General features: G+C 68.4%; 12 protein-coding genes and 1 pseudogene. 6 read left to right on the top strand and 7 right to left on the bottom strand.

What is annotated here, in order from left to right; all coding sequences use genetic code 11:
- Window positions 1-21: 21 nt before the first annotated feature.
- From H3H54_RS03160 to H3H54_RS18620, 5 genes are all read right to left on the bottom strand, one after another.
- Window positions 22-480, bottom strand: coding sequence for a substrate-binding domain-containing protein (locus H3H54_RS03160; RefSeq protein ID WP_262425476.1), 459 nt, complete (start codon window positions 478-480; stop codon window positions 22-24).
- Window positions 432-1,034: a LacI family DNA-binding transcriptional regulator gene (locus H3H54_RS03155; protein WP_262425475.1), complete on the bottom strand. Its 603-nt coding sequence runs from the start codon at window positions 1,032-1,034 to the stop codon at window positions 432-434. The genes H3H54_RS03160 and H3H54_RS03155 overlap by 49 nt, the downstream gene beginning before the upstream one ends.
- 75 nt (window positions 1,035-1,109) lie before the next feature.
- Entirely contained in the window at window positions 1,110-1,463 is a 354-nt protein-coding gene (locus H3H54_RS03150; protein ID WP_262425474.1) for a hypothetical protein, read from the bottom strand.
- 314 nt (window positions 1,464-1,777) lie between these two features.
- Window positions 1,778-2,419 (bottom strand): BBE domain-containing protein, encoded by a 642-nt coding sequence (locus H3H54_RS18625; RefSeq protein ID WP_316249196.1) that lies wholly within the window; start codon window positions 2,417-2,419, stop codon window positions 1,778-1,780.
- A 5-nt stretch (window positions 2,420-2,424) separates the two neighbouring features.
- The gene (locus tag H3H54_RS18620; RefSeq protein WP_316249125.1) at window positions 2,425-3,003 is read right to left on the bottom strand and encodes an FAD-dependent oxidoreductase; all 579 of its coding nucleotides are present in this window, start codon (window positions 3,001-3,003) and stop codon (window positions 2,425-2,427) included.
- Between the two features lie 309 nt (window positions 3,004-3,312).
- On the opposite strand from H3H54_RS18620, the pseudogene H3H54_RS03140 reads away from it, so the two are divergent.
- The 4 genes and pseudogenes from H3H54_RS03140 to H3H54_RS03125 all read left to right on the top strand — a co-directional run bounded on the left by H3H54_RS03140 (window position 3,313) and on the right by H3H54_RS03125 (window position 8,457).
- Window positions 3,313-4,549 (top strand): annotated as a pseudogene (locus tag H3H54_RS03140) (N(5)-(carboxyethyl)ornithine synthase).
- A gap of 232 nt (window positions 4,550-4,781) precedes the next feature.
- Entirely contained in the window at window positions 4,782-5,789 is a 1,008-nt protein-coding gene (locus H3H54_RS03135; protein ID WP_262425473.1) for a type IV toxin-antitoxin system AbiEi family antitoxin, read from the top strand.
- Window positions 5,786-6,655: a hypothetical protein gene (locus H3H54_RS03130; RefSeq protein WP_262425472.1), complete on the top strand. Its 870-nt coding sequence runs from the start codon at window positions 5,786-5,788 to the stop codon at window positions 6,653-6,655. Before H3H54_RS03135 ends, H3H54_RS03130 begins: the two co-directional genes overlap by 4 nt.
- Window positions 6,656-6,723: 68 nt before the next feature.
- Window positions 6,724-8,457: a helicase gene (locus H3H54_RS03125; protein WP_262425471.1), complete on the top strand. Its 1,734-nt coding sequence runs from the start codon at window positions 6,724-6,726 to the stop codon at window positions 8,455-8,457.
- Between the two features lie 506 nt (window positions 8,458-8,963).
- Here the strand turns inward: H3H54_RS03125 and H3H54_RS03120 are convergent.
- Window positions 8,964-9,398 (bottom strand): hypothetical protein, encoded by a 435-nt coding sequence (locus H3H54_RS03120; protein WP_262425470.1) that lies wholly within the window; start codon window positions 9,396-9,398, stop codon window positions 8,964-8,966.
- 3 nt (window positions 9,399-9,401) lie between these two features.
- Between H3H54_RS03120 and H3H54_RS03115 the strand changes: the two genes are divergently transcribed.
- On the top strand, window positions 9,402-9,971 hold the full coding sequence (locus H3H54_RS03115) for a hypothetical protein (RefSeq protein WP_262425469.1): 570 nt from the start codon (window positions 9,402-9,404) through the stop codon (window positions 9,969-9,971).
- 81 nt (window positions 9,972-10,052) lie between these two features.
- Window positions 10,053-10,484 carry a hypothetical protein gene (locus H3H54_RS03110; protein ID WP_262425468.1) on the top strand — a complete coding sequence of 144 codons (432 nt, stop codon included), beginning with the start codon at window positions 10,053-10,055 and terminating at the stop codon, window positions 10,482-10,484.
- A gap of 99 nt (window positions 10,485-10,583) precedes the next feature.
- Here H3H54_RS03110 and H3H54_RS03105 read toward each other — a convergent pair whose 3' ends face one another.
- Window positions 10,584-12,122: an SDR family NAD(P)-dependent oxidoreductase gene (locus H3H54_RS03105; protein WP_395963304.1), complete on the bottom strand. Its 1,539-nt coding sequence runs from the start codon at window positions 12,120-12,122 to the stop codon at window positions 10,584-10,586.
- Window positions 12,123-12,184: the final 62 nt, after the last annotated feature.

Raw genomic sequence — 12,184 nt, 5'->3', positions numbered from 1 at the left:
CCGTGGTCGAGTCCCCCATGCTCAGGCGCCGCATCCGCAGGATTGTCGCCGGATCAGGCGGGTCTTGACGACCAGCTGCTCCACTGGGAGGGACGGGTCGTCCAGACGTGCGAACAGCCGCTCCGTCACGAGCCCGCCGAGCCGAGCCGGATCCTGGCGGACGACGGTCACCGCGGGATCCAGCAGATCTGCGTGCTCGAAGTCGTCGAAGCCGATCAGCGCGATCTCGTGCTGCTGGCCGCGACTCTGCAGCGCGCGCACCACCCCCACGGTGATCTCGTTGCGGGCCGCGAACACCGCGGTCGGCGGCTCCTCCCCCTCCAGCAGGTCATGCAGGACGCGGGCTGTGTCCTCGGCGGTCGATATCCCGTCGATGATCTTCAGGGAGTCCGCGGCGAGCCCGGCGTCGGACCAGGCGCTGCGCGCCCCAGCTATCCGCTGTGCGGAGGTGGCCAGGGTCGCCAGATGCGCCAGGACCACGACCCGCCGGTGCCCGTGCTCGATGAGGTGGTGACGGAGTCGCGGGCTCCGGTCTCGTTGTCGACCATGAGGGTGTCGATGGAGATGCCCTTCGGCGGGCGGTCGACGGCGATCACCGGTGTGCCCAGGTCGAGCTCGTGCTGCAGGAAGGAGAGGTCGCCGCTTGAGGGCATGAGCACGAGCCCGTCGACCCTTCGTGCCAGGAGGGTGAGCGCGCGCTGCCGCTCACGTTCGGCGTCCTCGTCGGTGCTCGACGAGAACACGCTGACGCGGCGCGCCTGGGCGGCGTCCTCGACGGCGCGGTGCAGCTTCGCATCGAACTCGTTGTCGACGCTCGCGACGAGGAGCCCCACGCTGTCGGTGCGGCCCGCGGCACGGCGGAGGTTCCCCGCGGTCATATCGCGCCGGTAGTTCAGCTCTGCGGCAGCCTTCCTCACCTTCGCTGCTGTCAGTTCAGAGACCCCGGGTTCGTCGTTGACCACCCGGGAGACGGTCTTGAAGCCCACCCCGGCACGTGCCGCGACGTCCTTCATGGTGGCGCGCTTCTTCGTCATCCCGTCTCTTCCGATCCGCAGCAAGGGGTGGTGGCCCCGAGGCTACGAGTCCCGGGGCCACCATCGTGTCCTGTATCAGCCTTCGAGGAGCGCGAGGCGGTCCGGGTCCTCTGCGAAGATCTCTTCCGCGTTCGCCTCGGTCACGACGATCGGATCCAGTGCATAGATCGGCACGTCGATCACGCCGTTGTTCTCCGACTCCTCGGCCGCCGGCGCCTCCTCACCCTTCTGGAAAGCGGCGATGATCTCGACGGTCTTGGCCACGAGGTCCTTCGTCGGCTTGTGCACGGTCGAGTACTGCTCGCCGGCCCAGATCGACTTGATCGACTCCGTCTCGGCGTCGAGGCCGTCGACCACGGGGATGTCCTGGCCGGCGCCCTTGCACGAGGTGATGATCGCGCGGGCGATGCCGTCGTTCGGGGAGAGCACGCCGTCGACGGGCTTGTCCGAGTAGTTCGCGGCCAGCAGCGAGAGTCCATGCGGGACTGCGCCTTGCCGTTGTCCCAGTCCTGGGTCGCGACCTGCTGGAAGTCCGTCTGCCCGGAGACGACCACGAGCGTGCCGTCGTCGATCTTCGGCTGGAGTGATCACGGACGTTCTGACAACGTTGTCTAAATGGTACCGAGTGCACCTTACTGAACGTTCGATGGGGTGTCCACCAGTTGCTTCACGCCACGACGGCTGCCGCGCAGCATCGCGGCGGCTCGCGGACCAGCCGCAGCTCTCGCTCGAGCCCGCGCTGCCTACGGCACCACGTTGTAGTTCTCCCGGAACAGGTTCCCGGGGTCGTAGCGCTGCTTGACGCGCTGCAGCTGGCGGTACTTCTCCTGCCCATAGATGGCGCGGGTGAAGTCGGCGATGGGGCGGGTGTATTCACGGGCTCGGAAGTTCACGTACTCGCCGTGCTCGCCGAGCTGCCGCATCGCCCTGCGGGACCGTTCGGCGTAGGCGGAGAGGCGCTCGTCCTCGCCCTGCTCCTGCCAGAAGCCGTAGAGGGTCATCCAGAAGCGCGCGGTGCGGTTGGGGAAGGCGGTCGACTCCTCGGGGACCCGGGCGAAGGCGCCGCCGAGGTGGTGGATGTCCACGCCGGTGCCGCGGCCCGGGATCGCGCCGGCGATGTCGAGGATCGTGTCCAGGGCGCCCTCGTCCATGCGGGTGAACGCCACATTGCGCCAGAAGCCGCGCGAGCCGTCGGGGTAGAGGTCATCCACCGAGCACTGCCAGCGGAGCCAGTCGATCGGCTCCGCAGTCTGCTCATCGGGCGGTGCCGCACGCCGCAGACGGTCCAGCAGCACCTGGCCCCGCTGCTCGTCGGCCCCGACGTAGACGCAGCGGATGATCATCCAGGTCTCGTCACCGCTGCGGGCTTCCTCGGGCGCCGACATGAACGTCACGATCGAGGTGAGCTCGTCAGGCAGGTTCCTCGACCACCGCTCGAAGGCGACCAGTGCCCTGCGCCAGTGGGGCTCGCGGTATACAGGCTCACCCCGAGCACCGGGTCCGGCAGCTCCACCGCCTGGAACGTGAAGGAGGTGACGACACCGAAGTTCCCGCCGCCACCGCGCAGCCCCCAGAACAGGTCCGGGTGCTCGGTCGCGCTGGCCACCAGGCGCTTCCCGTCGGCGGTGATCACCTCGGCGCTGATGAGTCGGTCCAGGGCCAGGCCCGCTCGGCGGATCAGCCACCCGACGCCGCCTCCCAGAGTCTGCCCGGCGATCCCGGGCCGGGACACCGTCCCCAGGGGGACGGCCAGGCGGTGCGGCACCGTGGCGGCGTCGACGTCGGCCGACAGCGCGCCGGGGGCGACCGTCACCTGCTGTGTCTGCGGATCGACTCGCACGTCCCTCAAGCCGCCGAGGTCCAGCACGATCCCGTCGTCCACCGTGCCGAGGCCGGCGATGCTGTGGCCGCCGCCGCGCACCGCCAGCGGCAGCCCCGTCTCCCGCGCGGCCTCCAGCACAGGGGCCACGTCAGCGTGGAGGCGGCGCAGACGATCGCCAGCGGATAGCGGTCGATCATCCCGTTCCACACCGCACGGGCTGATTCGTAGTCAGCGTCGCCGGGCTCGAGGTACCTGCCCTCGACCCGCTGGCGCAGCCGGTCCAGAGCGGGTCTCGCCTCAGGGACCGGGTATCCGCCTGTCGTCTCCATGACCTCGAACCCCTTGCGTCGATGGGCGGCATCCTGCTCCTGACCGTACTCCCGCAGGTCGGACGGGGCAACGGCGATGCCGGGCCGGGGCCTCGCAGGCGCGGGGTCTCCACCTGCTCGATCGGGGATGCGGAGCCATGCTCTATCGTCAAGGAACAGGGAGCCATCAGGCACCCAGAAACGGATACACGTGCAGCCTTCCCGCAATGGCCATGACGGATCAGCCACCACTTCCGCCCTCACCCTCGGGCTGATCGGGGCCTCCCGCAAGCAGGATGAGCGCCGGGTGCCGGTGCATCCCGCGCATCTGGACCGCATTCCAGACCACCTGCGCCACCGCATCCTCGTCGAGGAGGGCTACGGACTCCCCTTCGGGATCTCCGACGCTGAGATCGCACAGCTGGTGGGGCGCGTCGGGACCCGCGCCGAGGTGTTCGCATCCGCCGACATTCTCGTGCTGCCGAAGCCGCAGCATGAGGACGTGCGCGCCATGCGCGAGGGCCAGATCCTCTGGGGCTGGCCGCACTGCGTCCAGGACCGCGAGCTCACCCAGCTGGCGATCGACAAGCGCCTCACGCTCATCGCATTCGAGGCGATGAACCACTGGGGAGCCGACGGCTCCTTCGCACTGCATGTGTTCCATGCCAACAACGAGCTGGCGGGCTACTGCTCGGTGCTGCATGCGCTGCAGCTGCGTGGCACGACAGGAAACTACGGACAGCGTCTCACCGCGACGGTGATCGGCTTCAGGCGCCACCGCGCGAGGCGCGATCACGGCGCTGAGCGCCCACGGCATCTCGCAGGTCCGGGTGCTGACGAACCGTGCGGTCGCCGCCGTCGGCTCACCGATCCACTCGGTGGACATCGTCCAGTTCGGCCACTCGGACGCCCCCTACCAGAGCAAGGCCCTCACCGACGACGGGCCGGTGCCCCTGGCGCCGTTCCTCGCCGAGAGCGACGTGGTGGTCAACTGCACCCTGCAGGACCCCAACGCCCCGCTGCTCTACCTGCACGAGAACGATCTGCCGAAGTTCGAGCCCGGAAGCCTGATCGTCGACGTCTCCTGCGACGAGGGCATGGGGTTCTCCTGGGCGCGACCCACCACCTTCCAGGCACCCATGTTCGAGCTGGACAACGGCATCCACTACTACGCGGTGGATCACAGCCCCTCATACCTGTGGAACTCGGCGAGCTGGGAGAACAGCTCCGCTCTCCTTCCCTTCCTCGAGACCGTCATGACGGGACCCACGGCCTGGGCCGCGGACCCCACCATCGACCAGGCCATCGAGATCCAGGACGGCGTGATCCGGAATCCCGCGATCGTCGAGTTCCAGGGTCGCGAGAGCGCGTACCCCCACCGCTGAGCGGCCGCTCGGCTCTCGACCTCCGAGCCAGCCCCGATGAGATCGCCGACGCCGCAGGTTCGGCTCGCTCAGCAGCGTCTACAAACACATGAGCGCGGCGTGCGGCATGACGCCACGGGAGCATCGGCGGCAGGGCCACGGGCGGCTCCGGAGCCGGCACGCCGCTGCAGCACAGAGCCTCGAAGCATGAGGTAGTGTTCAATTTTCTCTCAAATTCCAGCATGTTGAACACATGGGATCGATTGAACATCCGAAGGGTGCCGCGGGCACCGTCATCCAGAATGTGCTCCACCATCTCAGTGACCTGGGCATCAAGCCCGACTGGCGGCACGGGGAGAACCTCGAGGGCAGTATCTGCACTGGCACTCTCCTGCTCGATGACGGAACCGGGGTGCACGAGTTCCCAGCCGTGGCCACCGCGACCGTCAGCCCCGCCGAACTCGCGCTGCTGCCCCATGACAAGCAGACGGTCCTGCTGACCCGCCACATGACCCCCGCACGAGCGGAGGCACTCGCCGCGCGAGGCTGGGGTGGCTACGCCGATTCGACGGGCAACGCATCGCTGCGGTCACCAGGGCTTCTCATCGAGATCGCGGGCAAGAGAGATACCGGGGCGGGCCGAACCTCCACCGCAGCTCCCTTCACGCGCGCCGGCCTGCCTGTCACCTTCGCCGTGCTCCTTGCGAATCAGCAGGAGCGTCGAGTCCTGCAGCGTGAACTGGCAGCGTCATCAGGAGCATCGATCGGCACTGTCAACCGTGTCGTCCGCGCTCTGCGCGAGCGCACGCCACCGATGCTCGACAAGAACAACCAAGTGCTGCGCCCCGCCGCGCTCGAAGACGAATGGGTCGCCGCCTACTCGACCATGCAACCCAGCACATGGCCCGAGGAGCGGTTCACCAGCGACATCTGGAAGGACCCCTCGGACCTCCTGGAGGTGGAGCTCCCCCACGGAGCGCTTCTCGGCTCGGAGCTGGCCGCCGCGCGCCTCGGCGCACCGATCCGGCCATCACAGGCCCTTGTTCATCTTCCTCCCGACGCCCGGCGCAACCTCATCCGCCAAGGGCGTCTGCGCAGAGCACCGGACGGCCTGGTGCGGATCCGCCCGACCTTCTGGAAATCCCCACCGACCGGGGAGGAAGGCGTCGTTCCCAGGCCACTGCTCAGGGCGGACCTGCTGCTCGAGGACGACCCCCGGCTCGACGAGATCCGCGCCCAGCTGTTCGGTGACACGCGATGATCGACCTGACAGGGCGCTCCGATATACCAGTCGCCGAGGAGGTCCTCGCGGAGCTGACAGACATCTGTCGTGACCTGGAGCTCGAGTTCCTCGTCGTCGGTGCCGCAGCTCGCGATCTCGTGATCCATGCCCTTCAGCAGAGCACCCCGATACGCGCGACCGAGGACATCGATATCGCTGTCGCCGTCCGCATCGGTGAACAGTTCATCGAGTTGGCGGATCGTCTGACACGGAAAGGACGCTCGGAGCACACTTTCGAGGTGTTCGGAGTCGAGGTCGACGTCGTCCCGTTCGGAGGGATCGAGCAGGGCCGCGAAGTGCGCTTCGCCGATGGCTATCTCCTGGATGTCAATGGACTGCAGGAGGCGCATGCCACGTCGGTTCCGGTGCGGATGCCGCTCGGCACCGAGCTCCGTGTCGCGAGCGCTCCCGCGCAGACCGCGCTCAAAGTGCTGGCGTGGAGGGACCGGCATCATGCCAATCCCAAGGACGGGCTCGACCTGCGAGTCATCCTCGCGGCCCTGGCCGAGGATCCGTTCGTCGATGACGTCTGGGAGGACGATGAGGCACTCAGCGCCACGGACGACGGCGTCGTCGCCGCAGCGAGTTACCACTACGCACGCCGTGCCGCAGAGGCATTCACCCCTTCGATGGCATGGCGGTGCTCGATACTCTCCACGATGCCCGGCTGCGTCCGGTTCTACTGCAACACATGCGGAGCAAGCTCGCTGCTGACCTGCTCGATGGGTTCACGATGGGATTCGCCGCCGGGCTCGAGCGTTGAATATCTGGCTCCCGCCCGAACTTCGGGGAGTGAAGTATCGGAGTGCTCCAGAGATGGTGCGCTTCCAGGTCTGCGCGGATGACGGTCGCCGGCGCAACGGCCATGGGCGAGCCGCCCTGGTCATAGGCGGGATCCCGGTAGCCTCACGGGATGCCCACCCCTCGCCGCTCCCCCACTCGCCGTCGCCGCAGGTCCCCGCGCCGGACGAGGTCCGGGCAGTCGCAGCGGCCGCTGCCGTTCGTCGGCCCGGGCGAGCGGCTGTGGGTGCTCGACGTGCCCTACGGGACCCAGGTCGAAGGCGCCTCCTGGCACCCGGCCGTGAAGATGCACCTCTTCGTCGGGCGCACGCTGCCCGAGCACCTGGCCCCTTACGCTCCGGGCCCGCACACGCTCGGGCAGTTCCTCGAAAACACCCTCAACCCCGATGATCCCGCGCCCAGCCCCGAGCCCGCCGAGGACCTCGAGCCCCGCCAGAACCAGTACGAGGCGGCCGACGCGATCGCCGAACGCGCCGCGGCCGGTGGGCGGCAGTTCCTGCTGGCCGACGAGCCCGGCGTCGGCAAGACGATCTCCGCCGTCCTCGGCGCCACAGCGGTGGGCGACCTCCGCGGTGCGCAGCGTGTGCTCGTGGTCGCCGACAGGCCTGCCGCGATCACCATCGGGCACTGGTGCCGCACCATCACGGCACTGGGCGATGACGGCCTGGAGTGGGTGGTGATTACCTGGGACCGGCTGGAGAAGGTCACCGACTACGACTGGGACGTGATCATCGCGGATGAGGCCCACGCGCTCCGGCGCACCACCACGAAGCGCTGGAAGCTCTGGGCGAAGATCTCCGGGCACAGCAAGCCCCCTGACAAGGCGCCGTTCGTCATCGCGACCACGGCGACGCCCGGCCACACACCGCTCGAACTGCCCTACCTCGCCCCGGCCTACGCACAGGTGCACGACGAGCCGATGAAGCAGTGGACCTCGGCCACCCAGCCCGCGGTCACGTTCGCGACCGCGCTCGAGCGCCACGGCGTCGGCCTGGAGAAGGGACGCTACGGCGCGACCTGGACCACCGACGCCGAGCGGCGCGCTGCGGATCTCGCTCTGGTGCGCGGCTGGCTCGAGGACGCGCAGCCGCCCGCGATGCTGCATCGCGCGGCGCCATGGGGCCCGGTGCCGATCTCCGGGATGCCGGTCACGCTCACGCCGACGGAGCGGGCCGCGTATGAGGCCGAATGGGGAGAGTTCTGCCGCGAGATGGACATCGCCCGCCGCGGCCGCAACACCGCCAAGGGCCGGGCAGCGCTGCTGCGCTTCCGTCAGAAGGCCGGGCTGATCCGCGTGGACTCGACTGTCGCCTGGATCGCCCAGCAGGTCGAGTCCGAGCGGCAGGTGGCGTGCTCGGTCGAGTTCGTCGGCACCGCCGCCGACCCGATCGCCGAGCGGCTGCGCGACTCCGGCCTCGAGGTCGCCACCATCTACGGACAGGGCCGCTTCGATGTCGAGGCCGAACGGCTGAAGTTCCAGACCGGGCAGGCGAAGGTCTGTGTGTTCACCACGGTCGCCTCGATCAGCCTCCACGCCGGCGAGACCCTCGAAGGCGGCCGCCGGGCGAGCACCGAACCCCGCGTCGGCGTCTTCCACCAGGCCCGGTTCTCGGGCATCGCGGGCCGGCAGGTCACCGGCCGTACCCACCGCGACCACCAGGTCTCCCCGTGGCACATCGCCTACGCGCATGGCACCGTCGAGGAGCAGGTCAGCAAGGTGATGGTGGAGAGGATCGCCGCCGCCTCCGACACCGTGGGAGGCGACACCGCTGGCCTCGAGGGCGTCGCCCAGCTGCTGGGGGCGGACTGGCTGCCGTCGGCGAGCCTCACCGAGGGCAACGCCTGAGGGGCGGGTCAGCCGTAATGTTCGGGCGCGTGCGCACTGTCCTGGGCGCCCTGCGTGCTCAGCCGAAGAAGCGTAGAAGCATCACCGGGAGGCGCACCAGGAGCTGTCCCAGGCCTGCAATCACGTCGAGCATCTCCAGGAAGAGCGAGGCCCGGTCGCCTCTGGAGACTCGTGCTCGTTGTCGGTCTCGGCGTCGTCCCATCGTTGCTCCGTTCCCCCGCGGCGGACCGGCGCTGCCTGGAGCAGCGCCACATAACGGGTAACCCTATGCCGGCGGCCACGGACGCGGGATACCAGGCCATGGGTGGCACCTCGGAGAAGCGCACGCGCACCGCCGTGCCGATACCTCTCTCCACGCCGTCGACCTCACGCTCGGTGAAGTTGCGTACCTCGTCCAGACCTGCCTGGGAGCGGGGCATCGACTCGAGCCGCGCCTCCGGACCGCAGGCGCTCGCCCCCGAGTTGAAGAGCATCACAAGGATGCGGAGCGTGAGACTGCTTCGGCTCTAGGCCCACGCCGTGAGGTGCGAGGGGTCGGAGCGCCGAGCCCGCACCCGTGCGATCACGCCACGCATCGCCACGGGAGCGCGGTAGAGGGCCATCGGCGAGTAGCGACGGTCCCGCACAGAGGGGCCGTAATCCAACACAACCTGACCGTCGCCTTCCCACGCACTGTCCGGATCTGACCGTTCAGGCGCAGAGGTGAGCAGACCACAGTCGTTGAGCCGCCCCATCACGTACAGGGTGTGCGAGAGGGCACGGAGGCCATGCTCAGAGGGGTGTCCGGTGACGTGGTCGAGCGGGACCTGGCGGATCCAAGGGTGGCGCAACATCTGGGACATGAACTGTACGACCTCACGGCAGTGCACCAGATCGCCGTCGGGAGGGAGGGTGGGCAGCAGCAGCCCGTCAGGCCCGCTGGCGATCAACAGTGCATCCATCAGGTGATCATCAAACCCCACACTCCATGGTGTGAATTCATGGCTGGTCAGTGCCGCTTCCAAGGCGGTCTCCACCTGGCTCTGCATCCATTTCAGCTGCTGCTCCGGATCCGACGAATCCCACTGGTCTTCCAGCCTCTTCAGGACTGGCCGCACCTGGCCCTCTTCTCTGAAGAGCACCCGTCTGCTCAGCAGGGTCCTCCAGGCGAGGTGGAGGATCTGGCCGGAGCCATGAAGGTGCCAGGACCAGCGCGTGTCGACCTCATCGAGGAGCTCCTCAAGCTCTCGACGATCCACTGCGAAGAGCTCCCCCTGCTTAGTGATGCGCCGCCCCTCTCCTACGAAGTCGAGCAGGTGACGGACAGTGAGGAGGAAGGGCAGCTGTTCGAATTCGGCAAGCATGCCTGCGCGTTCCTCGGCATCCTGTGGCTCGCGGCCCGGGACTGGAGCCTCGCCGAGGAACCACAGCGCACTATCGCGAACAGTCGCGAACACATCGGAATCAGTGAAGTCAGTGTCATCAGGCGTCATGTCTGGAGCCTGGAGGACTGCGCGAGCACGAGCCACGCCTAAAAGTCTGCAGTGGACAACTACGAGCTGTGGAGGAGAGGAAGCCAGTGCCAGCTGAACGAGCCTATGCGTAGCATCGCGGGCATGGATCGACATCGGAAGCGCGCCGGTATCGCCTGCGTCCTGCTCGCCTCGACACTGCTGCTGGGCGGGTGCAACAAGTTCGTCAGCGAGAAGTGCAGCGGCTCGGACTACGAGTCGACCTGCACCGCGTCGGTCGGTGCATCGGACGGGCAGTGGTCCACCGATCTCGAGGGCGGGGGCGGGCACACCGCGATCGTCATCAGCGGCACCTTCACCATCGAGTCCGGCAGCGGCACCCTGACCCTTTACGGTGCGGACGACCAGGGCATGGAGTACGAGCTCCGCCCCGGTGAGCCCGTGGTGGTCGAGGACCTCGCTCTGCCTCTGCTGGAGCGGCAGGGCAACAGCAACGAGACCTACGCGGTGCTGCAGACCACTGCTGAGGAGCCCATCGAGGACTTCTCCGCCGAGTACACCTTCGCCACGAGCTGAGCATCCGCGCTGCTTCCCTGACGTCTCGGCCTCACGCATCTGAGCCGCCCTACCGCACTCCCCTCTGGCTTGTCAGACGAGGCGGGCAGGGACGCCCTCTCACCAGGGGCTGGGCTTGTAGTCCTTCACGAAGCAGCCGTACATGTCCTCACCGGCCTCGCCGCGCACGATCGGGTCGTAGACGCGGGCTGCGCCGTCCACGAGATCGAGCGGAGCGTGCCAGCCTTCGGCGGCGATGCGCAGCTTGTCCTGGTGGGGGCGTTCGTCGGTGATCCAGCCGGTATCCACAGCCGTCATCAGGATCCGGTCCGTCTCGAACGCTTCGCCCGCGCTGGTTCGGGTGAGCATGTTCAGCGCGGCCTTGGCCATGTTCGTATGCGGGTGACCAGCACCCTTGTAGCGGCGGGAGAACTGGCCCTCCATCGCCGAGACGTTCACGATGTAGGCGCGGCGCGCCCCGGCCTGCACGGCGGCGCGCATCGAGGCGCGCAGCCTGCTGATCAGCAGGAAGGGAGCGGTCTCGTTGCACAGCTGCACCTCGAGCATCTCGAGCGCATCGACCTGGTCCACCGTCTGCGTCCAGGAGTTGTTGGTCTGCAGATCCGGGAGCAGGCCGCCCGCGTCGACCGCGGTGCCCGCGAGGTGCTCCTGGAGGCTGGCTTTACCGGCCCGCAGCGCGAGCGCCGTCATCGACGCGGCGGTCTGCGCGGCCCGGGCATGCTCGAGCGATTCCCCGTCGTGCTGCGGGACCGACTCGTTCTGCAGCACACCGGCGATCGCGGCGGGATGCGCCTGGGAGATGCGGTCGAAAGCTGTCATCTCCGGCAGCGCGAGGTCGCTGGGCAGCGGCGCGCTCTCCTGCTCGATCAAGGCCGAGTAGGCGCTCGGCGAGCGGCGCACCGTCTGCGCAGCGTTGTTGATGAGGATGTCCAGCGGACCGGCGGCGGCGACCTCGTCGGCGAGGGCGATCACCTGGGTGGGGTCACGCAGGTCGATCCCCACGATCTTCAACCGGTCGATCCAGTCAGCCGCGTCCTCCATCTGCGCGAAGCGCCGCACCGCGTCCTTCGGGAAGCGGGTGGTGATGGTGGTGTGCGCGCCGTCGCGCAGCAGCCTCAGCGCGATGTACATCCCGATCTTGGACCGGCCTCCGGTGAGCAGGGCCCGCTTGCCGGTGAGGTCGGTGCGCTGGTGGCGCTTGGCGTGCGACATCGCTGCGCAGTCCGGGCACAGCCAGTGGTAGAAGGCATCGACCAGGGTGTAGTCGGACTTGCAGATGTAGCAGCCGCGGGCCTTGTTCAGCTCTCCCGCGAACGCGCCCTGCGCGGTGGAGACCAGCGGGATCCCCTTGGTCTCGTCGTCGATGCGCATGGGGGAACCGGTGGCGGTCGCGGCGATCACGGCGCGGTCCGCCTTGCGCTGGGCCCAGGTCTTCTCCCCGCGGCGGGCCTTCGCGAGCTTCTTCTCGAAGTTCCGGGAAGCGCGCTTCAGGGCGATCAGATTCGCGTCCTCGTCGGCGAGCGCCGGGGCCGCGCGCAGCACGCGCAGCGCGGTGGCGATGTCCTCAGCGGTCAGCTCGTCGGGCTCACCGCCGCTATAGGGCGTCGAGGAATCAGGGGAATCAGGGAGTCCGGGCACCGATCGAGTCTATGGCTCCACGCGCGGCCGACGGGCGGGGCGTTGGTCACGTGCGCCGAGCC

This window comes from Brachybacterium sp. Z12 (genome assembly GCF_014400405.1).
Classification (GTDB): Bacteria; Actinomycetota; Actinomycetes; order Actinomycetales; family Dermabacteraceae; genus Brachybacterium.
This window is presented reverse-complemented; position numbering and strand designations above follow the sequence as displayed.

Bases quoted from the DNA above. Each gene is read 5' to 3' on its own strand.
- H3H54_RS03135 (WP_262425473.1), top strand. From the start codon at position 4,782: ATGGGATCGATTGAACATCCGAAGGGTGCCGCGGGCACCGTCATCCAG.
- H3H54_RS03155 (WP_262425475.1), bottom strand. From the start codon at position 1,034: ATGACGAAGAAGCGCGCCACCATGAAGGACGTCGCGGCACGTGCCGGG.
- H3H54_RS18625 (WP_316249196.1), bottom strand. From the start codon at position 2,419: ATGTCGGCGCCCGAGGAAGCCCGCAGCGGTGACGAGACCTGGATGATC.
- H3H54_RS03120 (WP_262425470.1), bottom strand. From the start codon at position 9,398: ATGGATGCACTGTTGATCGCCAGCGGGCCTGACGGGCTGCTGCTGCCC.
- H3H54_RS03110 (WP_262425468.1), top strand. From the start codon at position 10,053: ATGGATCGACATCGGAAGCGCGCCGGTATCGCCTGCGTCCTGCTCGCC.
- H3H54_RS03125 (WP_262425471.1), top strand. From the start codon at position 6,724: ATGCCCACCCCTCGCCGCTCCCCCACTCGCCGTCGCCGCAGGTCCCCG.
- H3H54_RS03130 (WP_262425472.1), top strand. From the start codon at position 5,786: ATGATCGACCTGACAGGGCGCTCCGATATACCAGTCGCCGAGGAGGTC.